This is a genomic window from Defluviimonas aquaemixtae, assembly GCF_900302475.1.
GTDB classification, from domain to species: Bacteria; Pseudomonadota; Alphaproteobacteria; order Rhodobacterales; family Rhodobacteraceae; genus Albidovulum; species Albidovulum aquaemixtae.
In genome coordinates, this window is sequence record NZ_OMOQ01000003.1 from 85,340 (window position 1) to 107,138 (window position 21,799).

General features: G+C 64.4%; 18 protein-coding genes. 9 read left to right on the forward strand and 9 right to left on the reverse strand.

Annotated features, from left to right (window positions below):
- Positions 1–88 precede the first annotated feature (88 nt).
- Complete coding sequence (locus DEA8626_RS15465) at positions 89–1,501, forward strand: oligosaccharide flippase family protein (RefSeq protein ID WP_108854148.1); 1,413 nt, start codon at positions 89–91, stop codon at positions 1,499–1,501.
- On the opposite strand, the gene DEA8626_RS21625 is transcribed toward DEA8626_RS15465, so the two are convergent.
- Positions 1,498–2,040, reverse strand: a complete 543-nt coding sequence (locus tag DEA8626_RS21625) for an acyltransferase (protein ID WP_181366473.1) — start codon at positions 2,038–2,040, stop codon at positions 1,498–1,500. The genes DEA8626_RS15465 and DEA8626_RS21625 overlap by 4 nt on opposite strands.
- Positions 2,041–2,196: 156 nt before the next feature.
- Here DEA8626_RS21625 and DEA8626_RS15475 point away from each other — a divergent pair, with 156 nt between their 5' ends.
- From DEA8626_RS15475 to DEA8626_RS15485, 3 genes are all read left to right on the forward strand, one after another.
- The gene (locus DEA8626_RS15475; RefSeq protein WP_108854149.1) at positions 2,197–3,213 is read left to right on the forward strand and encodes a glycosyltransferase family 2 protein; all 1,017 of its coding nucleotides are present in this window, start codon (positions 2,197–2,199) and stop codon (positions 3,211–3,213) included.
- The gene (locus DEA8626_RS15480) at positions 3,200–4,072 is read left to right on the forward strand and encodes an esterase-like activity of phytase family protein (RefSeq protein WP_181366474.1); all 873 of its coding nucleotides are present in this window, start codon (positions 3,200–3,202) and stop codon (positions 4,070–4,072) included. The genes DEA8626_RS15475 and DEA8626_RS15480 overlap by 14 nt, the downstream gene beginning before the upstream one ends.
- 88 nt (positions 4,073–4,160) lie before the next feature.
- Positions 4,161–5,375, forward strand: coding sequence for a glycosyltransferase family 4 protein (locus tag DEA8626_RS15485; RefSeq protein ID WP_108854151.1), 1,215 nt, complete (start codon positions 4,161–4,163; stop codon positions 5,373–5,375).
- Between the two features lie 2 nt (positions 5,376–5,377).
- Here DEA8626_RS15485 and DEA8626_RS15490 read toward each other — a convergent pair whose 3' ends face one another.
- From DEA8626_RS15490 to DEA8626_RS15515, 6 genes are all read right to left on the reverse strand, one after another.
- Entirely contained in the window at positions 5,378–5,992 is a 615-nt protein-coding gene (locus DEA8626_RS15490; RefSeq protein ID WP_108854152.1) for a rhomboid family intramembrane serine protease, read from the reverse strand.
- A gap of 14 nt (positions 5,993–6,006) precedes the next feature.
- Positions 6,007–7,608 (reverse strand): VPLPA-CTERM-specific exosortase XrtD, encoded by a 1,602-nt coding sequence (gene xrtD, locus DEA8626_RS15495; protein WP_108854153.1) that lies wholly within the window; start codon positions 7,606–7,608, stop codon positions 6,007–6,009.
- A 159-nt stretch (positions 7,609–7,767) separates the two neighbouring features.
- Positions 7,768–9,174: a TonB-dependent receptor gene (locus tag DEA8626_RS15500; protein ID WP_108854154.1), complete on the reverse strand. Its 1,407-nt coding sequence runs from the start codon at positions 9,172–9,174 to the stop codon at positions 7,768–7,770.
- A gap of 13 nt (positions 9,175–9,187) precedes the next feature.
- A complete protein-coding gene (locus DEA8626_RS15505; protein WP_108854155.1) occupies positions 9,188–9,817 on the reverse strand; it encodes a polysaccharide biosynthesis/export family protein in 630 nt (209 codons plus the stop codon).
- Positions 9,818–9,953: 136 nt separating this feature from the next.
- Positions 9,954–12,404 carry a tetratricopeptide repeat protein gene (locus DEA8626_RS15510; protein WP_108854156.1) on the reverse strand — a complete coding sequence of 817 codons (2,451 nt, stop codon included), beginning with the start codon at positions 12,402–12,404 and terminating at the stop codon, positions 9,954–9,956.
- 94 nt (positions 12,405–12,498) lie between these two features.
- Complete coding sequence (locus DEA8626_RS15515; RefSeq protein WP_108854157.1) at positions 12,499–13,188, reverse strand: sugar transferase; 690 nt, start codon at positions 13,186–13,188, stop codon at positions 12,499–12,501.
- 503 nt (positions 13,189–13,691) lie between these two features.
- On the opposite strand from DEA8626_RS15515, the gene DEA8626_RS15520 reads away from it, so the two are divergent.
- Genes DEA8626_RS15520 through DEA8626_RS15530 form a run of 3 tightly spaced genes read left to right on the forward strand, consistent with a single transcriptional unit; the run spans position 13,692 to position 16,982 of the window.
- Positions 13,692–14,582: an ExeA family protein gene (locus DEA8626_RS15520; RefSeq protein ID WP_108854158.1), complete on the forward strand. Its 891-nt coding sequence runs from the start codon at positions 13,692–13,694 to the stop codon at positions 14,580–14,582.
- Entirely contained in the window at positions 14,579–16,117 is a 1,539-nt protein-coding gene (locus DEA8626_RS15525; protein ID WP_108854159.1) for a GumC family protein, read from the forward strand. Before DEA8626_RS15520 ends, DEA8626_RS15525 begins: the two co-directional genes overlap by 4 nt.
- Before the next feature lie 37 nt (positions 16,118–16,154).
- Entirely contained in the window at positions 16,155–16,982 is an 828-nt protein-coding gene (locus DEA8626_RS15530) for a CpsD/CapB family tyrosine-protein kinase (protein WP_108854160.1), read from the forward strand.
- Between the two features lie 413 nt (positions 16,983–17,395).
- Here the strand turns inward: DEA8626_RS15530 and DEA8626_RS21100 are convergent, their stop codons facing one another.
- The gene (locus tag DEA8626_RS21100) at positions 17,396–18,058 is read right to left on the reverse strand and encodes a VPLPA-CTERM sorting domain-containing protein (protein ID WP_181366475.1); all 663 of its coding nucleotides are present in this window, start codon (positions 18,056–18,058) and stop codon (positions 17,396–17,398) included.
- A 327-nt stretch (positions 18,059–18,385) separates the two neighbouring features.
- Between DEA8626_RS21100 and DEA8626_RS15540 the strand changes: the two genes are divergently transcribed.
- Positions 18,386–19,258, forward strand: a complete 873-nt coding sequence (locus DEA8626_RS15540; RefSeq protein ID WP_108854162.1) for a glycosyltransferase family 2 protein — start codon at positions 18,386–18,388, stop codon at positions 19,256–19,258.
- Between the two features lie 59 nt (positions 19,259–19,317).
- Here the strand turns inward: DEA8626_RS15540 and DEA8626_RS15545 are convergent, their stop codons facing one another.
- Positions 19,318–20,997, reverse strand: coding sequence for a right-handed parallel beta-helix repeat-containing protein (locus tag DEA8626_RS15545; RefSeq protein WP_181366476.1), 1,680 nt, complete (start codon positions 20,995–20,997; stop codon positions 19,318–19,320).
- A gap of 386 nt (positions 20,998–21,383) precedes the next feature.
- On the opposite strand from DEA8626_RS15545, the gene DEA8626_RS15550 reads away from it, so the two are divergent.
- Positions 21,384–21,644 carry a spike base protein, RCAP_Rcc01079 family gene (locus DEA8626_RS15550; protein ID WP_108854164.1) on the forward strand — a complete coding sequence of 87 codons (261 nt, stop codon included), beginning with the start codon at positions 21,384–21,386 and terminating at the stop codon, positions 21,642–21,644.
- Positions 21,645–21,799: the final 155 nt, after the last annotated feature.

Below are 21,799 nucleotides of genomic sequence, written 5' to 3' on the forward strand. Positions count from 1 at the left end.
CGCCGTGCTGGGGCATGCTGTGCTTGCGGTTTGGAGAGTTTGGGCGGATACCCGCGTTGGACATTTCGATCGGACGCCGCACAGAGCCATGCTGAAGAAAGCCCTTATGCTCGTTTCGGGCAATGCCTTTGGCTCGGCGCTTCTTCTGATGCGCAACCTGATCGTGGCGCGGCTCGTCAGCCCCGAGGATTACGGCATCGCCTCGACCTTCGCGGTCGCGATGTCGATCGTTGAGATGCTGTCCTATTTCGGGCTGAACCAGCTCATCGTAGTGGACAAGGAAGGCGACGACCCCAAGGTGCAGCGCGCGCTTCAGGGCTTCCAGCTTCTGCGGGGTGTAATGTCCGGGCTGATCCTTTATGCGATCGCGCGGCCCTATGCGCGCTTTCTCGGGGTCGAGGAGGTCACCTGGGCCTATGAGCTCATGGCGCTCCTGCCGGTCATCAACGGATTGCAGCACTACGACATCCACCGGCTGAAGCGGCATCTGGTCTACCGCCCCTGGATCGTGTCGCAGTCCGTGCCGCCGCTCATCGCTGTCATAACGCTCTGGCCGATCGCGCTTCTTTACGGCGACTACAGGATCATGCTCGTGTCGCTCTTCATCCAGAACGGATCGATGGTCCTCCTGTCGCATGTGACCGCCGAGCGGTCCTATCGGATCGGGCTCGATCTCGCGCTCATGCGGCGCGCCACCGTGTTCGGCTGGCCGCTTCTCTTGAACGGGATGCTTCTCTTCGGCGTCTTCAACGGCGAAAGGCTCATTGTCGGCAACCAGCTCGGCATGGCGCAGCTCGCGGTGTTCTCGATGTCGATCACGCTGACGCTGACGCCGACCCTGGTTCTGGCGGGGGCGTGCCAGTCGCTCTTTCTGCCGCAGCTTTCTGCCGCACGCGATCGGCCGGACGCCTTCCGCTGGCTGGGCGTGGCGGCGACCGAGGCCGGGCTGGCGATCGGGCTTTTTCTCATCCTCGGAATGGTACTGTTCGGCGGGCCGCTAATGCATTTGCTGCTCGGCGAGAAATACAGCGCGATCCTCGTCCTTCTTGTGCCGATGGCGGTGCTGCAGGCGTTGCGCGTGTCAAAAACCGGCGCCTCGACCGTGGCGCTGGCGCGCGAGCGGTCGGGCAATGCGGCGGCCGCCAATCTCTTCCGGGTGGCGTCACTGCCGCTGTCGTGGTTCGCGGTCCGCGAGACCGGCAACGTGATGACGGTTGTCAGCATCGCGATGGTGGCGGAGATGCTGGGCTATCTCTTGTCGCTGAGGCTCGCGGCGCGGCGCGCCGGTCTCGACCTGCAGCCGCTTGTCCTGCCGTCTGGGCTGTCGGCCCTGGCCTGCGCGGTCGCGCTCTTCGAGGCCCAGATCGCGCCGCCCAGGACCGGTTTCGTCGAGAACCTCGACTGGACCCGCTGGGCGGTCGTCCTGACCTGCCTTGCGGCGCTGGCCTCAATGACTGCCCTCAGGGGATATCTGATCCGGCGCCTCTGGCGGCGCGGCTAGGCGCGCATCCGTACGACCTTGGCCGGAACGCCGACCGCGACCGCGCCGGCCGGCACGTCGCGGGTGACGACCGAGCCCGCGCCGACCACCGCGCCCTCTCCGATCGTGACGCCCGCGGTCAGGATCGCCCGTGCGCCGATCCAGCAATCGGGGCCGATGGTGATGTCGCGCTCCACCATCTCCTGAGAGGTGATGCGGGCCCCGGCGGACAGGCCATAATCCGCGGCGGTGACGAAGCATTCAGGACCGAAGGTCGTGCGCTCGCCGACGCGGATCCAGCTTGTCGTCTTGCCCGCCCAGAGCGAGCAGCGCGCGCCGACCTGAACCTGATCGCCGAGCTGGATGCGTTCGCCGTTCGCAAACGAGACGTTCGGAGCGAGCCGCACGTCACGTCCGAGCGTGAGCAGGCGGCGCTGCTTCACATGCGTGTAGCCATAGTAGTGGAGAAGCCGGAACGGCTGCATCAGAACGCCGGGATCGAAGAACGACCGCGCCGCGCGGATAAGCCGCTTCGCGATGGAACGCCGGGCAACCGCCATGTAACTCTCCTGACCTGACCGGAGGCGAGTTTAGGCAGGCGCGCGAGGGGGCGCAATCAAAGCCGGCGGTTCGCTCTGGCCCGGGGCGCGTCAAATTGCTAACACCTTGGCAGTGTAGGCCGACAGGCGACCAGAGACCGGATCGAGCGGAACGAGATGAGCGATGCCAACGGCTCCATCGGCGTGATCGTCGTGGCCTTCAATTCGGCCGACGTGATCATCGAGTGCGTCGAAAGCCTGCTTGCGCAGGCGGGCGGCGCGCCGCGCGTCGTGGTGATCGACAATGCCTCGACCGACGGAACAGCCGCCGCCCTGCGCGGCTGGGCGGCGGACAAAGGCGTAGTGCTGGAGGAGCTTGCCGCCGGTGCGCGGCCGGCTGCGGATCGGGCGGGAAAAATCGACCTCGTCTCCTCGGGTGTCAATCGCGGGTTCGCGGGGGGCGTCAACATCGGGCTCGAACTGCTGGCGGCGATGCCCGAGATCGCCCATTTCTGGATCATCAATCCCGACGCATTCGCCGAGCCGGACGCGGCGCGCGCCATCCTCGCCGCTGCCGCGCGGACGCCGGGCTACGGGCTGATGGGCGGGCGCGTGCTCTACGTCGATCCGCCGGGGCAGGTGCAGATCGACGGCGGGCGCGTCAATCTCTGGACGGGCGTTTCGAGCAACGTCAATCTCCGCCGCGATGCGTCGATCTCCGCCCCGCCGAAGGGCGAGGATCTGGACTTCATCACGGGTGCGAACATGGTCGCCTCGCGCGCTTTCTACCAAGCCGTCGGGCCGATGCGGGAGGATTATTTCCTCTACTATGAAGAGGCCGACTGGGCGCTGAGGCGGGGCGATTTTCCACTGGTGGTCGCCCCCGATTTCATCGTCAGACACTATGCCGGCACGGCGATTGGCTCGCCCGCGCCGGATCGCCTGGCCTCGCCGTTTTCGTTCTGGTTCAAGTACCGCAGCCGGATGCTGTTCGTGCGCCGGTTCAACCCGCTCGGCCTGCCCGTCGCGATGGCTTACGCGACCGCGAAGGCCGCGCAGCTACTCGGGAGGCGGGCCTATCCGCAGGCGTTCACGCTGCTGCGCGCCGTCTACGGTCTCGGTCCGCCGCAATCGGTGCGCGCGCGGCTGTCGCCCGAAGCGGCGAGGATCGCCTTTGGCCGTGCCGCTCGCTAGGCTGGCCGCCCTCGCGCTTGCGCTCGGCGCGGGCGCGGGTTCGGCCGAAGCGGCGGAGCTTCTTCCGCGCGGCGTCTTTCGCTGGGAGGGCGAAGGGCTGAGCGGGCTATCGGGCCTCTGGGTCGCACCCGGGGGCGGGTCGCTTCTCGCGGTGAGCGACAGAGGCCTGATGCTGTCGGCGCGGATCGAGCGCGACGGGGACGGCCGCATCCGCGCGGTCGCGACCGATTGGCAGGCGCAGATGTTGGACAATTCCGGGCGGGAGGTCGCGGAGTTCACCGCCGATGCCGAGGCGCTGGCCGTCGCGCCCGACGGCACGGCCTATGTCGGGTTCGAGAGCTACACGCGGATCACGGCGCTCAAGCCCCCCGACATGACGCCAACGACGCTGCATCACTGGGAGAGGTTTCGAGCCCTCTGGGGCAATGAGGGAATAGAAGGGCTCGCACTGGGCGCGGATGGGCGGCTTCTGGCGGTCCTCGAGGGGCAGAGTGATGGCGTGCGCCAGACATTCGTACAGGAAAACGGCGATTGGGTCGAAGGGCCGTCGCTGCCGGCGCACCCGGACTGGGCTCTGTCCGACGCGGCCTTCGGGCCGGACGGCTGGCTCTACCTGCTGGAGCGGCGTCACGCCTGGATCGCAGGGTTTGCGACCCGGCTCAGTCGGGTCATGCTGGACGCTGACGGCGCGGGGCCGCCTGAAGTTCTGCTGAAGACTGGGTTTGGCGAACTCGACAACATGGAAGGGATGAGCCTCTGGCGGGACGGCGAAGGCCATGTGTTCGTAACGCTCGTCTCCGACGACAATTTCCTGCCAGTGCAGAATACCATCCTCGCCGAGTTCGAGTTGCGTGAATGACAACGCCTCGGCCGGATCAGGTGCGCAATGCTTGCACAGCCTCCGTGAGGGGCTATGACGGCAGGGCCGGAAGGGGCAGGAGGAAGCCGTGACAGCGAATGACCCGCGCCGCGTCCTGATCGTGGTCGAGAACCTGCCCGTGCCCTTGGACCGGCGCGTCTGGCTCGAGGCGACGACGCTGACGGCGGAGGGCTACGAGGTCAGCGTGATCTGCCCGACTGGCCGCGGCTGGGACAAGCATCACGAGGTCATCGACGGCATCCACATCTACCGCTACCCGGAACCGCCCGAGGCGCATTCCGGTGCGGTGGCCTACGCCAAGGAGTATCTCTGGTCGCTGTGGCACTGGTTCCGGCTTGCGCGGAAAGTGCGGCGCGAGCGCGGCTTCGACGTGATCCATGGCTGCAATCCGCCCGACCTGATCTTTCTTCTGGCGCTCTGGTACCGCTGGCGTGGCGTGCGCTACCTTTTCGACCATCACGACGTCTGCCCGGAGCTGTTCGAGGCGAAGTTCGGCGAGAAGGGTCTGCTCTACAAGATCATGCTGATCTGGGAGAGAATGACCTTCGCGACCGCCGCCGTCTCAATCGCGACGAACGAAAGCTTCCGCGAGATTGCGATGCGGCGGGGAAGGATGCCGGCCGAGGACGTGTTCGTCGTCCGCTCCGCCCCGAAGATCGAGAAGTTCGAGATCCGGCCCGCCGATCCTGAGATGCGGCAGGGAGCGGGCACCGTCCTCGGCTATGTCGGCGTGATCGGCCAGCAGGAGGGGATGGACCTTCTGGTCGAGGCGGCGGAGCACCTGATCCGCCGCATGGGGCGCGACGATGTTCATTTCCTCATCGTGGGCTTCGGGCCTGAGCTGCCGAATGTCGAGGCGGACGTGAAGCGACGCGGGCTCGAGGCGCATTTTACCTTCACCGGGCCGCTCTACGGCGAGGATCTGCTTCGGGCGCTGAATTCCTGCGACATCGGCGTCAGCCCCGATCCGAGGAACGCGATGAACGACATATCGACCATGAACAAGGTCATGGAATACATGACGCTGGAAAAGCCGGTGGTGCAATTCGACCTGAAGGAGGGCCGGGCCTCGGCCGGGGAGGCATCGCTTTACGCGCGCGGGAACGATCCCGAGGACTTTGCAGTTAAGATCGCCGAGCTGATCGACGCGCCCGAGCGGCGGTCGGAGATGGGCCGGATCGGCCGCGCGCGCGTCCTCGATCGGCTGAGCTGGGCCCACTCTGCGCCGCGCCTCCTGGCCGCCTACGACCGCATCTACGCAAAGATGCGGCGCGGCGGGTAGCGTCAGGGCCGCCGCCGGCCCGGCAGAATGAACGCCAGAGCGCCGCCGGCAAGGAAACCGCCGAGATGCGTCTGCCAGGCGAGCTGACCGTGCATCGCCCACCACAGGACCAGGTTCAGTAGGGCGAGCAGCAGGACGACCCTGAGAACCGGCCAAATCGACAGGCCGAGCGACGCGCGGCGGTCGGTATCGACCGCGAGGATGGCGCCGGCGAGGCCGAAAAGCGCGCCTGACGCGCCAACCATCGGTGCGCTGACCGGGCCCAAGAGCGCGAAGCCCACGCCGCCGCCGATCAGGGAGGCGACATAGATCAGGAGGAACCGCTCTGCGCCAAAGCGCGCGAGCACGGGGGAGGCGAGCGACAGAAGCGTCACCATGTTCAATGCGAAGTGCCAAAGCCCTGCATGCAGGAATCCGTAGGTCGCGAACATAAGCCACGGCTGGGCGGCGTAGTTGGGGCGCCAGTTCCCGAGAAGGCCAGACCAGAATCCTCCATACTCGATGCCGGTCGCACGCCAGTCCGGCCGGCCCCAGAGGCCGAGATCTGCGCCCCAGAACGCAAGTTCGGGCACGGCACAAAGAAGGACGATCGTCCAGGCCGGTGCCAGGGACCGCATCGCCGAGACAGATCTCAAAACGGGACGAAGCGCGGCAGGGCGCCGAGGCTTTGCCGCATGAAACCCATGATCCGCGCTTCGGCATCGGCCTCGGTCTCGCCGGGTTCGATCGGCGACACGTAGCGCACAAGCGCGCCGTCGGTCCGGCCGATCACGAGGCTGTCGCGCAGAACGCTCAGCTTGGCGCGGAAGTCGTTCGCCACGCGCTTGCCGCGGCCTTCGAACCAGTAATAGACCAACTGCTTTTGCAACCCCTTCTGGATCACAGCCCGGTTGGCGGTGAAGCGCCCGTATTCGGTGCCGGTCATGTCCACGGGCACTTCGGTCAGGCTGAAGACCTCCCAGCCGCCCGTGGGCAGGCAGACTTCGGGCGAGTGGATGCCCTGGCCCTCGGTCTGCTTGTCGTACCAGGCGACGAAGAAGCTGACCACGCTGGCGGCGTCGGGTGTCTGGTAGAAGGCATTAACGTAGTCGTCGGCGCCCAGCACCTTTTCGACTTCGGGTTCGAGGTCGATCGTGTAGCTTTGCCACGCGCCGATCTGGCGGGGATAGAGGAGAAGCGGGTCGCGGTCCGGCGCTTCGGACGGCGGCGCGGGCAGCGTGTGCCAGCCCAGCGAGGCCGCGCCGGTCAGCGCCACCGCTAGTGCGAGCGCGACGGCTGGCCGGATCGCGAGGATGCGGGCGAAGATGCCGCCGAATCCCTGAAAATCGAGGTCGATGGCCTCGGACAGCGGCATGGGCTTGGGCGTGAGCCGCTGCAGGATCATCGCCATCGCGAACAGGATCGCGACGCAGAGTAGGAAGATCACCCAGCCTTCGAAGAAATGCAGGAAGCCCTCGGCCTGCTCGATCCCGTAGCGATCGACGAGGATGCCGATGATGCCGATGCGGACGGAGTTCATCAGGACGGTGAGCGGCGCGGCCGACAGCAGCAATACGAGCTTGTGCCACAAGGGCCCGCGATAGAGGATCGCGAAGAGATAGGAGAAGCTGAGGATCGGGAACAGGTAGCGCAATCCCGAACACGCCTCGGCCACCTGGAGCTTGTACACCCCGAGGTCGATGACGTTGCCTTCCAGAAAGACCGCGACCCCGGCGAGGCTGACGAACCAGACGCCGAGCGCTGATGAAACCCACTGGAGGAAGATCGTGAGCTTCCAGTACAGCATCTGCGGCAGGGGCAGCATGAAGACGAGGTGGAAGACCGGCAACTGGTGCCGCCGGCCCCGGTCCCATCCGAATATCGTGAGCACGACGCCCGAGACCCAGAAGATGAAGGCATAAGTCACGATGTCGGGCACGCGCATCATGTTGCCGACGACCGCGACGAACAGCGCCGCCGCGATGACGACGAGGCCCGGCCAGCGGCGGCGCGGGGCGGCGTCTGACACCGGCATCCGGCGCTGTTCGCGCAGAAAGAGATAGAGAGAGATCAGCGGAATCAGCGGGCCGTGGCTGTATTCGGCGGTCGACCAGGCCGCGGCGAGCGAGGCGAACCCGATCCAGAAGACGGGCAGGGACGCCGCGAGGAGCGCTAGGAAGAGCAACAGCCCCGGCACATTGACCGCGAGAGTCGCGGCGCCTGCGCTTCGTTCGGGGCTCGTGGAATGGGTCATTGCTCCGCTACCTTGCCGGCCAAGCCGATTTTCCGGATATCTAAAGCGAAACCACGCGCAATGCGACCGGAATTCCCGTAGTCGCCATCACGTCCCCGTGGCGGTCGGGCCGGATCGTCGCCGGACTGGCACCTGTTTGCACCATGGGCGGTGATTGGATCAGGGACGGAAATTGAAGCTTCGGTCGAGGGTCACGAAGACCGAATTCGACTGCGCATCTCCCGTGGCCGTGGATGCGGAGCGGCGCCGGACCAGAACGCCGCCCGTCAGATCCCAATCCTGCGTCAGCGCATGCGAGTAGGTGGCCCGCAGGCTCGTGCGTTCCACCGTCGGCGCACCGCCGATACCGGCGCTTTCCGACCGACCCCAGTTGAGCGCCACGTTCAGGCGCGAGTTGTTGTTGATCTCGTATCCGTAGCCGACCGACACGCGCGTATCGAGTACGTCCTCGGACAGCGAGTTGGTTGAGACGTTGCGGTTGATCGAGACGTTGATATTGCTCGTCTTGAGCTGGTGCGTATAGCCGAGCGACCCGATCACGTAGTTGTTGCCGCTGGGGGTGTCTATTCCACCGACGGATGCATTGAAGGAACCGCTGGGAAGCTGCAGGCTTCGTCCAAAGCGAAGCGAGTTCCGCGAGCCGTTCTGGTTGACCGTCGAGTCGATCGAGGCGAATACGGTGCCGTTTGACAGGGTTTTGGTCAGCGTCGCGGCACCCGTCGCGCCCGACCGGTTGCTCGAGCCGGTATTGGTGTCCGTATCGATCTCTGTCCGGCCGAGGCGGGCGTCGAGGACAAGTGTCGGGTCGATATCCTGCACGACACCGATCGAATAGTCGGTCGTGCGCCGCTCGGTTCCGACTGCGTCATCGGCGCTGAATTCGGTGATTCCGGCCTGGGCGCGCAGCTGCGTGACGGGGGAGACCTTGAGCGTCGCAGTGAGGTTGGCGCTGTTGGTCTCGCGGTCGAAGAGCCGCGCATTCGTGACGTTCGAATAGTCCCGCTGGTCGTGGTCCAGCGACACGGTGAATCCCAGCGGATCGTTGAGGCCCGTCTGGTAGCTCAGCGCGGCTGTCGTGAATTCGACTGTGCCGCCGTCATCGACGAAGATGTTGGACTGCTGTTCCTCTTGCTCGACCTGGAACGGGTCGAGGAATTCGCGGTCCACATTGCGGTAGCGCCCGTTGAACGTGAGCCGGCTGTTGACGCCGTCGAGCCTGTATCCGAGCCGGATCGTCGGATCCTCAAAGCCCGAGATCGAGCGGCCGGGGATCTCGGCGTAGCGGAAGACGCCCGAAGCATTGACGTTGAAGTCCTGCACACTCGTGACGCTCGACAAGTTCAGGTCGACGCTGTTGTCGAAGATCGTCGTGCTGCCGGGGCTTCGCGGCTGAAGCTGGAAATTGTCGTCGTAGCTCAGCTTGGAGTTGACATTGATGTCGAACTGCAGCCCGCCCGCCCCACGGGCGGCCGTTCCGCCCGTCCCCGTCTGCTGGGGCAGCGCCATTCCGGGCCAGATAGTCGATAGCGCCGCGATCGCCGCGATCTTGTTCCTGCTCGTCCCCACCGTTTGTCCGCCTTTATTCGAAGAGTTTGCGCTCCGGCACAACGATCACATCGCCTTCACGCAGCACGATGGATGGCGCCGCGGCGCCACCCTGCACGGCCTTGTAGTTGTAGCGATAGACCTTTTCCACCCCGCCGTCGACGCGGCGAAGCTGGATGCGCTTGATTGCGGCGAACCGCGTAAGACCGCCGGTTTCGGCCAGGAACTGCAGAAGCGTGGTGCCCTGATCGACGTCGAGACGGCCCTGGTTGTTGACCTCTCCGACAGCGTAGATCGCGATTGTGCCGATCGTGCCGATATTGGCGGCGGCCTGCTGCGCCACCGCGGTGTTGATCGCCGAGGTGGTCGGATTCAGCTGACCGACCGACAGGAACACGGTGGGCGGCGTCGCGAAGTTTGGCGCCAAGGCCGACGCGATGGCGCCGCGCATGCCCTCGATGCTCTTGCCCGAGGCTCTGATCGAGCCAACGAGCGGAAGGCTGACGCTGCCGTCGGGCAGCACGAGAAGGCTGCGATTGAGGCTGGGGTCTTCCAGGACTTCCATCTGCAAGACGTCGCCGGCCTGGATACGATAGGCGCTCTGCGCCCAGGCGGCGGGAACGAGCAGAACGGCCAGTACAAGTCCGAGAAGGGGTCTGATCATGGTGTCACCCTATCAAATTCGATTCGCGCTCACACTAAGTCGTATCGCCATGGAGTCATAACTTTAACTGGGTTTCTTCAACCATCCCGCACAATTACGGCTCGCCTCGTGCCCATGCGGCAACAATTCGCTTGGCTCAGTTGGCGATATTCACGCCTTCCGCCTCCAGCCGGGCGACCTCCTGCCGGGCCGCGACGATGTCCGGGCGCGAATCGTCCGGGCCCGCGAGATCGAGCGCCTTGCGGAAGCGCACGAGAGCATCCTCCTTGCGTTCGAGCGCGAGGTAGGTCATGCCGAGATGGTACTGCACGACCGGGTCGGTGTTCAGCCCTTCGGCGGCCGGCTCGAGCTCTTTCAGCGCCTCTCCGTAGTTGCCGCGCAGATAGGCGATCCAGCCATAGGTGTCCTGATAGGGCGCAAGCGTCGAGCCGCGAAGGCGCCGCGCGATGACCTCGGCGCGCGCGAGGCTGTCGGGGTCGCTGCGGTGGGTCGACAGAAGGCTCGCCAGGTTGTTGGCGATGATCGGGTTGGCGCTGTTCGCCTTGTAGAGCTCCTCGTAGATCGCGATGGACCCATCGATGTCGCCGGTCTGCTCGAGGAAACTGGCCTTGGCCCACTTCAACTCGCCCGCGTCGGGCAGCGCGACGAGCGCCTCGTCGATGAGTGCTTCGGCCTCCGCGACGCGCGTGCGATCGCTGAGCACGAGCCGTGTCAGCGCCATCCAGGCGGGCAAGAGTGCGGGGTCTTCGGCGATCAGGTCGCGATAGGCGATCTCCGCCTGCTCGGTCTGGCCGGCGAGCTCGCGCACCGATGCGTCGACGAAGCGCAACTCGAGACTGTTTGGGTCGTTCGCCAGAAGGCTCTCCGAGTAGGCCAGCGCCTTGCCGTTCTGACCGTTCGCGAGATGGGCGCGCAGGATCGCTATTTTGACGTCGAGCCCGCCTCGGCCCGTGTCGACGAGCCCTTGCAGATAACCGATCGCCTGATCGGTCTTCTCCTGCCCCGCGAAGATCGCTGCGCGAAGCGACTGGGCGGCTGCCGTGGTCTGGCTTTCGCCGACGCGTTCCAGTTCGTCGGCAACCGCCTCGGCGCGCGGCCAGTCCTGCACGCGGAGGTAAAGCTGGCCGAGAGGTTCGAGCAGCATCTGGTTTCCGGGCGAGAGCCGAAGCGCGTCGATCAGCACGCTTTCAGCCGGAAGAAGCTTGTTTTCGGCCGCGAGAAGCTGTGCATAGCGCAGCGATTCCTCAGGCGCGCGGTTCGAGGCGACGACCGCGCGCGACAGGGATTCCCGCAACAGATCGCGATTGCCATCGCGCTCATAGGCCATCGCCATGAGCGTCAGGACGCCGGCGTCGTCGGGATTGTCGCCGTGCGCGCGCCGGAGGATCGCGATGGCTTCGCCGACCTCGTCTTCTCCGATAAGCCAGCTTGCCTTGAGCTTCAGCGCCTCCCCGTCGCCGGCGTCCTCTTCGAGCACCTCCTCGACAAGCGCCCGCGCGCCGACCGCGTTGCCCGTCGCGGCCAGCATCCGGGCGAGCCCGATCTTGGTCCGGCGCGTATCCGCGGACGGCGTGGCGGTCTTCAGGATGTCCTGCATGTCGGCGATCGCCTGGTCACGCTGGCCGAGATCGAAAGTGAAGCCCGCCCGCGCGGCGCGATAGACCGGGTTGCCGTCGCCAGCAGCGATGACCCGGTCGAGTTCGGCGACGGCCGCCTCGGGCCCCCTGAATTCTGCGAGGAACCGCACGAGCTCGAGGATGGTGTCTTGATCGGGCGCCGCGACATCGATCCGGCTGCGCAAATGCGTCTCAGCCTTGTCGAATTCTTTGCGCGAGAGATACCAGCGCGCGAGCGCCTGGCTCATTTCGGGCGAGTCGGGGAAGCGGGCGACCATGTCACGCAGACCAGCCTCGACTGCAGCGTCGTCGCCAAGCGCCGCATAGATCGACAGGCGCTGGGCATGAAGGCTGCGGTCATCCGGCGCGAGAGCGATGGCCGCGTCGATCGCCTCGAGCGCCGCGTCGAAGCGCTGGGCGCGGATGTGGTCGTCAATGATCACGCGCTTCAGAAGCAGGTTGTCGGGCATCTTCTCCACGAGTGCCCGCACACCTTTGGCCGCGGCGATCTGTTGGCCGACGTTGCTGTCCTCGGTCGCCTCGCCGTATTCGGCGACGAGGCGGATTGCCTGCATCTCCTGGTCATCCGGCGCCGCGATCAGCGCAAGGCGCGCATAGCGCAATGCGGTCGGCCAGTCGCCGCTTTGCGCCGCCAGCCGGGCCAGCGCGGCCTTGGTGTCGTGGTCTTCGGGGAACTGCTCGAAGAGCCGCAGATACTGGGCAAAGGCCTCGCGGACGCGGCCGCGGTCAAGCTCAGCCTCGGCATAGGCAAGCCGTGCCTCGCGGTGGCGTCCGTTCAGCTTGAAGACGTTGCGAAACTCCACCAGCGCTCGATCGACATCGCCGGCTTCGAGATATTCAAGCCCGGACTGATAGTGCTTTTCCGCGCGCTCCTCGGCCGTGTCGCAGGCGGCCAGAACCCCCATGCCGAGAGCAAGCGCGAAGGCGGTCAGGGATTTTCGAAAGGCCATTCATTTCCTCGGAGCCGATCGCACCATGTGGCGAGTGCGCGGGGGGCGTGGATTGTCATGAGGGTCTTATCGCAGGATGCCGGGCCTGTTCAATTCAATAGCCCGTGCCCCTGAGAACGACGCGAATCGTCGCCATCAGCAGTTTCAGGTCCGTCGTCAATGACAGCGTTTCGTCATAGCGAGTGTCGTGTTCGGCGCGCTTCGAGAATTCACTTTCATTGCGGTCCGAGACCTGCCAGGGACCGGTGATCCCCGGCCGAAGCGCGTAATAGGCCATGCCAGAATAGAGGGCGCGCTGGCTTGGCATCATCGGGCGCGGACCCACAAGGGACATGTCGCCCACGAACACGTTCCAGAGCTGAGGGAGCTCATCGAGGGACGATTTGCGCAGAAATCGGCCGACCCGCGTGATCCTCGGATCAGATTTGAGCTTCTGGGTGCTGTTCCATTCGAGCAGCGCTTCGGCATTGTGCGACAGGTAGTCCTCGAGCAGCCGGTCTGCGTTCGGCACCATCGTGCGCAGCTTCAACATCCGAAAGGTCTTTCCGCGGCGGCCGACGCGGTCGTTCAAGTAGAACGGCGCGGAGCCATCGAGCGCGACCAGAAGCGCGAGGAAACCGATGAGAGGCGCAACGACGACGCTCGAAATCAGAACCACCGCCAGATCGAACAACCGCTTGAATACATTTCTGTAAATGCCAGACCGTTTGCGCACTTCCACTAGGCCGACTGGAGCACTCGCCATACCATAGTCTTCGGAAAGATCATTAAGTTGAAGCGTCATCCATGGGCTCCACCGGCACCACCCAACACATTCAAGCGCCAATATGGCACCTGAAGAATCCACACCATTACCGCCACGCCGCGCTACCGCGCGCCGACACGTATTCTTATCATCTTCAGATAGGCGGCGAAACGAAAGTTTCCTTAAGGAACACCGAATTGTCCGAGATCATCGCGGGATTCCGCTCGACTGAGCGAACACTCGCCGGGTCGTTCGCCCTATGCGTGAAATTCTGTTTCTGCGGGCGAAACATTGTGGGGCCCTGTCGCAATTGGGCCGCGGTGCCCGCTGAATTGGCGCGGGCACGAGACTTCGATTCGAAGGCAGGGTAGGGTAGGGTTGCAGGGAAGACGCGGTGGCCTTGCAATCCCAAAACAGTTAGGACTATGCCATTAAGTTGCCGAAGTTATATGTGCATCTCCCCGGCGTAGGTCGGGAAGGCACGGAGTATGTATCGTAGCCCGGAAGGTGCCGACCGATCGGGTGGATTAAGTGGATTGCGGATGAACAAGGTCGTGGAGACCAACACGGACGACAGCAGCAACGTCGGCTTCTACATGGACTTCTTCGGGTTCCGCGAGCGCCCTTTCACGCTCGTTCCGGACCCGGATTTCCTGTTCTGGTCGGCGCAGCATCGGCGTGCCTACTCCGTGCTCGAATTCGGGATCCTCAGCCGCGCGCCGATCACGCTGGTCACCGGGGGCGTCGGCTGCGGCAAAACGACATTGTTGCGCGAGTTGCTGCGTCAGTTCGGCTCGAAGGTCACGGTCGGGCTCATCTCGAACGCTCAAGGTGGACGGGGAGAACTGATCCAGTGGGTGCTGAATTCACTTGGCGTCGTCTTCGATCCCAACGAGGGCTATGTCCGACTGTTCCAGAAGCTACAGGACTATCTGATCGAGGAATACGCCGCTGGACGCCGCGTTGTTCTGATCTTCGACGAGGCGCAAAACCTGTCGCCCGAAAGCCTTGAAGAACTGCGGATGCTGACCAACATCAACTCTGGCAAGGACGAAGTCATCCAGCTGGTCCTGGTGGGTCAGCCTGAGTTGAGGGAGATGGTGCTCGATCCGTCGCTGCGCCAGCTTGCGCAGCGCATCGCGGCTAGCTTTCACCTGTTGCCGCTTGACGAGAAGGCGGTGGTGGAACTGATCGCATATCGCCTCCGGGCGGCAGGCGGAACCGGCGAGGAAGTGACGGGTCCGGCGGCGCGGATGATCTTCCGCGTGACCTATGGCGTTCCCCGGCTCGTCAATCAACTTTGCGATATGGCCTTGCTTTATGCGTGGAGCATGGACAATCACCATGTCGATGAGAATGTTGTGCAATCGGTGCTGGATGACGGCGTGTTCTTCGCGGCTCAGATCGCGGCGGAAGATGAGAAACTGAAATGAACCTGGACCTGTCTTTCTACTTCGCGGTCTTCCTGCGGCGGATCCACTATTTCATTGTCATCTTCGCACTGGTCTCGGCGGCTGCCATCGCTGCCGCCTTCCTTTTGCCCGCGGTCTATACGGCGAACTCGCTGATGATCGTGGAATCGCCGCAGATCCCCGGCCAGTTGGCCGCGCCGAATGTGCAGATGGCGGCGCTGGAGCGGCTGCAGAAACTTGAAAGCGCTTTGATGACGCGCACCAACCTTCTGGACATCGCGCAACGGCTGAGGGTCTTCGAGGAGATCGACAAGATGTCGCCGGACGGCATCGTCCAGTCGATGCGCGACAATACCCGGATCGTGAAGAACGCCGGGCGCGGGCAGGCGACGCTTATGTCGGTCCAGTTCGAGGCCGAGACGGGTCCCACCGCCGCAGCTGTGGTCAACGAGTACGTCACGGTGCTGCTTCAGTTCGACGCGGAGCAACGACAATCGAGCGCGGAAGGCACGCTCGAGTTCTTCAATCAGGAGGTCAAGCGGCTCTCGAGTGAACTGGACGTGATCAGCAGCAAGATACTCGATTTCCAGAACAAGAATTCCGATGCGCTTCCCAACACGCTGAATTTCCGTCTCGGCCAGCAGAAATTGCTGCAGGACCGGCTCGCCACGATCGAGCGCGACATAGCCGCGCTCAAGGATCAGAAGGCGCGGATGATCGCAATCTTCGAGTCGACCGGGCAGGTCAATCCGACAGCGCCGGCCGCCAACCAGACGCCGGAGGCGCGCCAGCTCGACCAGTTGCGCACGCAGCTTAACGGGATGCTCGCCGTCTTCACGCCGGAGAACCCGAAGGTGAAGATGCTGCAGCTCCAGATTCAGCAGTTGGAGGAGGTTGTCCGCGCACAGTTGCCGGCCGACTCGGCGGCCGACCCGGCGGCATCAATGCTCGACGTTCAGCTCGCCGATCTCGATACGCGCATCGCGCTGCTGGAGGAAGAGCGCGTACGCGTGCTGGAGCAGCTTGATGAACTGCAGGATTCGATCTCTCGGACACCGGCCAATCAGGTCGCGCTCGATGCACTCAACCGCGACTATTCGAACATCCAGCAGCAGTACAACACTGCCGTGGCCCGGCTGTCCCAGGCTGCGGCAGGCGAGCAGATCGAGGTCCGCTCGAAGGGCGAGCGACTGTCGCTGGTCGATGCCGCCACGGTGCCCGAGCGGCCATCGAAGCCCAACCGGATATTGATCGCGGGAGGTGGCGTCTTCGCGGGGGCGTTCCTCGGCGTCGCCTTCATAGCACTTCTTGAGTTCCTCAACCGATCGGTCCGCCGGCCCAAGGACCTTATCAGCGCCTTTGGGATAACGCCGATCGCGACGATCCCCTACATGCGCACGCCGTCCGAGGTGATGATGCGCCGGACCGGGTTCGCGCTGATGCTTCTTGTGGCTGTCGCGGGGATTCCGGCGATGATCTACGCGGTGCACGTTTATTATCAGCCGCTGGACATCATCGTCAGCAAGGTTGCGGCCAAGCTCGGAATCCAGCTGTGATGGAACAAGACAAGCGCGTTCAGAGGTAGTCGACACGATGGAGAAACTCGAAGCGGCATTGGCCAAGGCGCGCGAGATGCGCAAGTCGGCGCTCGGCCCACCGGACGGCACGGGCGATCGGGTCGCGATGCCCCGCGGCGCCGAGCCGGTTATCGTCTGGGCTGCGCTGCCCGAGATCGCGCTGTCGCCCGGCAAGGCACGCAGCAGCCGAATCACGGCGCTTTCGGGCGGCAAGGATGCGACGCCCTACGACATGCTTCGGTCGCGCACGATCCGGATCATGAAGGACAAGGGCTGGAGCCGGCTCGCCATTACATCGCCCGGCGCGGCTTGCGGCAAGACGACGATCGCGCTCAATCTGGCACTGAGCCTGTCGCGCCAGAAAGACCTGAAGGTCATGCTGATCGACCTCGATCTGCGCCGCCCGGGGCTTCATCGGCAGCTTGGCCAGACGCCGACGCATTCTTTTCATGACGTGCTCGACGGCGATGTGGCCTTCGAGCAGGCGGCGATGCGGATCGGCGACAATCTGATCATCGCGATGAACAAGGCCGCGAGCCGGCATCCGGCGGAGCTTTTGCAAAGTACAGCGACGCGTACCGTTCTTGATGAGATCGAGCGGCGCTGGCAGCCGGACATCATGCTGTTCGACATGTCGCCTATGCTGGCCAGCGACGACAATGTCGGCTTCCTCGGCAACGTCGACTGCGCGCTGCTTGTCGCGGCCGCCGAAAGCACGACGCTGCCGAATATCGACGTCTGCGAGAAAGAGCTTGCGCAACTGACCAACGTGCTGGGCCTGGTGCTGAACAAGTGCCGCTACGCCGATGAATCAGTCGGCTACACCTACAGTTCTTACGCCTGAAAACCGGCGTGCAGCGGCCTGCCGGATAGTCGCTGCAATGAAAAAGCCGGATTAGTCCGCGCTGAGCGCAAACTGGCTGTCAGGCAATCGGCGTGGCGCGTGGCTCACTCCTCCGCGCCTGAGCCCGAACCCCCCAATATGTTGTGACCGTACTCGTATCATCGTGTTCGGGATGGGCGAGGAACTCGACCAGAAATCGTGCCGCATCGTCGGTGCTTCCAAAGATGTGGATCAACTTCGCCAGCGGCCCAGCCAAAACCTCGCGGACGTTGTCGATCTATGCCTCGCTGGCCCGTCCGCCCACGCGCGATCGCGTTGCCCGCCCATGTCGGTCCAGCGCGGGTTGGCGGCATCACCAAGAAAAAAGGCCGGTCAGGTGCCCGGCCTTTCCATTATCGAAGGAGTAGGCGTGCTCAGGTTGTCGCGCGGCGCCGGCGACGAAGCGCGGCAAGGCCGCCAAGCCCGCCCAGCAGCATCAGCCCTGCGGCCGGTACCGGGACCGCCGCGATGCCGATACCGGCAAGTGCGCCGTCGGCGTAGCCGAAGCTGTCGTTCGTGCTGAGCACCGTGAACGTGATCGTTGTCGCCCAGATCGGTGCGAAGTTCGCCGCCACGCTGCCGGCCGCGCCCGTGCCGGCGATGTCCGTCGCCGTGAGCCAGATGTTCGGGTTGCCGCCATTCACCGAGGCCTGGCCGACCTCTCTTGACGATCCGTCCGGTGACACGAAGAGGTCGAGGAAGTAGACCGCGTCGATCAGCACTGGGGCGCTGAACGTCACCGTGATCCATTCCTGCGACATCGGCCGGGTCGTGATCTCATCATCGCGGAGACCTACGCCGTAGCCGTCTGTTTCGTAGGCGAGGCCCGTTGATGGCACGGAGTTCCCGTCGAATGCCTGCGAGTTGTTCAGGGTGCCGCTCGCCGTCATCGTCCAGGTGATCGCGCCTTGGAAGAGCGAGCCGGACGTGCCGGTGGAGGCACTTGTGAAGTCGATTACATAAGCGTTCGCCGCGGACGCGCCGACGGCCATGAACAGACCGGCAATAGCGCCGGCGCACCATCTCATACCAAGCATTGTTACCCCTTCGAACCCAGAACAGCCAATATTATTACCCATGCCAAGATTCCACCAGATTTCGCGCCATTTCAACCACGATTTCGCCCTATTTTCTCCTTTTTCTCGAAAGCTACCTGAGCCGCAACCGCCGGTTGTTTCGGTTGCGTGGTGGGCAACAGTGTCGCCCAGAAATCGAGTATTGGGCGCGCCCTTCGGCCCGGAAATTGGGTCCGATTGGAGAACAGTGAAAAGAGAGATGGCCGGTTGTTTCCGGAGCAACCGTCGAGCCGCTGGACAAGCGGCCCGGGTCCTGAGATTCGTGGCGTGACAGGGAGCATCCGAGTCATGGCCGCAGATCACGTCGTCATCATCCCGCATTACAACGACGCTGCGCGGCTGCGTCGCTGCCTGACGGCCCTTTCGCAGTCCGATCGGGACGGGGTCGAGGTGGTCGTAGTCGACAATGGCTCAACCGAGACGCTCAACGGCCTGATGGCAGACTTTCCCGAGGTGCGCTTCGTTCACGAAGAGGGGCGCGGCGCGGCGCGCGCGCGCAATCGGGGCGTGAGGGAGAGCACCGCGCCGTCGATCTTCTTTCTTGACGCGGACTGCGTCCCGGCGCCCGACTGGCTTGATGCCGCGCGCCGCGCCGCGGGCACGGCCGACATCATCGGCGGCGCCATCGACGTGTTCGACGAAACTCCGCCGCCCCGGTCAGGCGCCGAGGCGTTCGAGACGGTCTTTGCCTTCAACTACCGCGACTATGTCGAGCGGAAGGGCTTTTCCGTCACCGCCAATCTGGTCACCTCTCGCGCGGTGTTCGAGGATGTCGGTCCCTTCATCCACGGGCTCTCAGAGGATGCTGAATGGTGCTTCCGCGCGAGAGACAAGGGCTACCGCCTGGCGCTCGACGAAGGCATGCGGGTGGCGCATCCGACGCGGTCGGACTGGCCCGCCCTGGTCGGGAAGTGGCGCCGGATCACGCGCGAGATGTATGAGCTCGACCGGCAGAGCCACCCGGGCGCTGGCGGGCGGGCGCGCTGGGGGATCAGGGCGGTCGCGATGGCCTTCAGCGGTCTTGCGCATCTGCCGAAGCTGATGTTCAGCCCGAAGCTCTCGGGCATCGGTGAGCGGCTCCGCGGGGCCGGAATGCTGATCCGGCTCAGGCTCCTGCGCGCCTGGTGGATGCTGCGCCAGGCATTCGGCGGCACGGCCTGAGCGACAAAAGCAAATGCCCCCGCCGGAAGGGCGGGGGCATCTGCGGTCTCATGTCGGGCCTAGAAGCTTTCGTAGGCGCCCGCATCCGGGGCCTTGCCCTTCGGCCGCTTCGCTCCGGCGATGTCGACCGTCGGAGCGAGGCCGGGAGCCCCGGCATCGACGCCTTTCGAACTGGACTGGAGCGCGAAGTTGTGCTGCCCCGGGGAAACAAACTCTGCCGCAGCGTTCTTCACGACGAAGTTGTTGGTCTCCACGATCTTCCGAGTAGTGTCAGGATTGACCTTGATTCCGGAAGCCATGTTGTTGGCAACGGTGGTGTTCTGCGACGTGGTGCCGTTCTTGTGTGCCGCGATGCGGATCCACGGATAGCCGGGCGCAGTTCCGCCGGAGTTGACAACGGTGTTGTTGACAACTTTCGTGTTCAACGCACCTGCGATCGTGATGCCGTGATAGGCGCGCGACGAGATGACGTTGTTGCGGATCGTAATGCCGTCGAACATGCCGTCGAACATGCCGATGCCCTGAAGCTTGCAGCGCAGCGGGTTGGTGCTGGCCAGCGTCCATTCGAAGAACTTGTTGCCTTCGATGGTCAGGTTCTTGACGACGCCCGTGCCCGTCTTGCCGTTGGCCCCGCGAGAGAACGACTGGAAAGCATCGGCGTGATTGGAGTTCCACTGGAAGCAGTTCTGGACCTTGTTGCGCCGCACGACCGAGTTGTCGCCGAGGGCGCGCATTCCGTCGCCGCCGAAGCCGTCCACGATGTTTTCCTCGACGAGGGCGTTCGCACCCAGTGCCAGGATGCCGTGAAAGAGCCCGGTCACGCGGTTGCGGGCGACCGTGTTGGCGTTGCCTTCGACCTGAAAGCCGATCCGCTGGTTGTTTTTCCAGTCGGTCCCTGTCCACTGCGCATAGTTCCCGGCGTTGGCGACAGAGCGCACGTCGAGATCGATGAACGCCAGATTGCTGGAGGTGGCATAGCTACGGACCAGCGCGCCGGTGCCGGCGTTGGGCGAGGTCGCCCAGACCTTGAGATCCTTGAAGACGAAGTTGCTCGAGTTTCTCACGGTTATGGAATCGACATGCGCCGTCTCGCCCGGCATCGTGGCGATCGTGATCGGCGAAGAAACCTTGAGATCGGTCACGGACAGTGGGCCGTGATAGCCGTCCAACAGGAAGACCCGGTCGCCGCCGGAAAGCTGGCCCGACTGCGCGAGCGCGTTGAAGTTGGCGAAGGTCTGCCCGGCTGCCGGCGGGTTCGTCGACTGGCCCGGTGCCGGCGCGGGCGTCGGAGTAGGCGTTGGAGTAGGCGACGGCATTGGCGCCGGTGCAGGCGTGGGAGTGGGCGTTGGCGACGGGGTGGTCGTTGGCGTGGTCGTGGTGCCACCATCGCCTCCCGTCTTGGGCGCGCTCACGAACTTGGCGCCGCCGCTCGTCCCGCTGTCGGTGCTGCCTTTCAGCTGCTCCGTGCTTTGGGCCGGGGTGGAGCTCGGCGTCGGGCTGGTGGTCTGACCCGAGCTGGTCGTGCCCTCTTCGCCGCCCCCATTTCTGGCACGCTGCCTGGCGAGCCATCTATTCCTATAATAGCTCCTCGTTCTCGTGGTTCCCGAGTTGTTGTTTGCCTGAAGCGAGATCGCTGCGAGTGGCGTTCCTGCAACCTGCCCCGACTGCGTCGGTTTCAGATAGAAATCCTTAGCCTCTGCGGCCGTGAGTGAAACGGCCGTACTGATACCGCAGATCATGAATGTGCGGACTAGTCCCATATTGTCCTTCCTTACGTTCCGCGAGTGTGTCCCCGCCACGAACAATGCGGGACAACGTGGCAAATATTGGGCACAAATGCAGTGCGTCTGTGTCTCAGGAAGGCAATTGAGCGGGAAATGTAAGGCCTTTGTTAATCAGCCCGGCACAATTCCGCCGATTAACGCGGCGTTAAGCGGATTTTCGCGATCAGAGACATGGAAACAGTGCCGAGCGCGCGGTCGCTTGCGGCGATGTTAATTCCGCCGCGCAATAGATCGGTGTCCGGGCGCCGGCATTTCAGCAGGGGCCCCGCAATGGCCATCAAACAGCGCCGCTCCGCCCGGTCCGGACCGGGAGCGCGCCGCGAGCGATCAGGAAGACAGACATGGACAAGTTCTCCGACTACCCGACCAGCCTCACCGCGCCAGCACGCGACGCCGCGCCCGTCGCGCCCGACGATGCGCTCGATCTGCCGGTGCTGCCCCGTGCGCTTTACATCGGCCAGTCCGGCGACGTGTCTCTGCGGCTCGCCGGGGGACAGACGGTCCTGTTCTCCGGCGTGCCGGGCGGCACGGTCCTGCCGATACGGGCGGCAGGCGTCGATGCGACCGGTACGACCGCGACGGGAATCGTCGCGCTCTGGTAGGGTCGCCAACCGCTCCAGCAGACCACGAGACGACATTCAGACCCGCCGCGTCATGCGTGGCGGGTCTTCTCTGTGTGTCGCGAAGCGCGGAAAAGTTCGGCCGGCAGCCGATGCGCGCTAGTGCCGGGTTCATCGGCCGAACGATTCCGGCCGCC

What these genes read in the sequence shown, in the direction of transcription:
- DEA8626_RS15465 (WP_108854148.1), top strand. Translation starts at nt 89, where the DNA reads ATGCTGAAGAAAGCCCTTATGCTCGTTTCGGGCAATGCCTTTGGCTCG.
- DEA8626_RS21625 (WP_181366473.1), bottom strand. Translation starts at nt 2,040, where the DNA reads ATGGCGGTTGCCCGGCGTTCCATCGCGAAGCGGCTTATCCGCGCGGCG.
- DEA8626_RS15475 (WP_108854149.1), top strand. Translation starts at nt 2,197, where the DNA reads ATGAGCGATGCCAACGGCTCCATCGGCGTGATCGTCGTGGCCTTCAAT.
- DEA8626_RS15490 (WP_108854152.1), bottom strand. Translation starts at nt 5,992, where the DNA reads ATGCGGTCCCTGGCACCGGCCTGGACGATCGTCCTTCTTTGTGCCGTG.
- xrtD (WP_108854153.1), bottom strand. Translation starts at nt 7,608, where the DNA reads ATGACCCATTCCACGAGCCCCGAACGAAGCGCAGGCGCCGCGACTCTC.
- DEA8626_RS15505 (WP_108854155.1), bottom strand. Translation starts at nt 9,817, where the DNA reads ATGATCAGACCCCTTCTCGGACTTGTACTGGCCGTTCTGCTCGTTCCC.
- DEA8626_RS15510 (WP_108854156.1), bottom strand. Translation starts at nt 12,404, where the DNA reads ATGGCCTTTCGAAAATCCCTGACCGCCTTCGCGCTTGCTCTCGGCATG.
- DEA8626_RS15515 (WP_108854157.1), bottom strand. Translation starts at nt 13,188, where the DNA reads ATGACGCTTCAACTTAATGATCTTTCCGAAGACTATGGTATGGCGAGT.
- DEA8626_RS15520 (WP_108854158.1), top strand. Translation starts at nt 13,692, where the DNA reads ATGAACAAGGTCGTGGAGACCAACACGGACGACAGCAGCAACGTCGGC.
- DEA8626_RS15525 (WP_108854159.1), top strand. Translation starts at nt 14,579, where the DNA reads ATGAACCTGGACCTGTCTTTCTACTTCGCGGTCTTCCTGCGGCGGATC.
- DEA8626_RS15530 (WP_108854160.1), top strand. Translation starts at nt 16,155, where the DNA reads ATGGAGAAACTCGAAGCGGCATTGGCCAAGGCGCGCGAGATGCGCAAG.
- DEA8626_RS21100 (WP_181366475.1), bottom strand. Translation starts at nt 18,058, where the DNA reads ATGCTTGGTATGAGATGGTGCGCCGGCGCTATTGCCGGTCTGTTCATG.
- DEA8626_RS15540 (WP_108854162.1), top strand. Translation starts at nt 18,386, where the DNA reads ATGGCCGCAGATCACGTCGTCATCATCCCGCATTACAACGACGCTGCG.
- DEA8626_RS15545 (WP_181366476.1), bottom strand. Translation starts at nt 20,997, where the DNA reads ATGATCTGCGGTATCAGTACGGCCGTTTCACTCACGGCCGCAGAGGCT.
- DEA8626_RS15550 (WP_108854164.1), top strand. Translation starts at nt 21,384, where the DNA reads ATGGACAAGTTCTCCGACTACCCGACCAGCCTCACCGCGCCAGCACGC.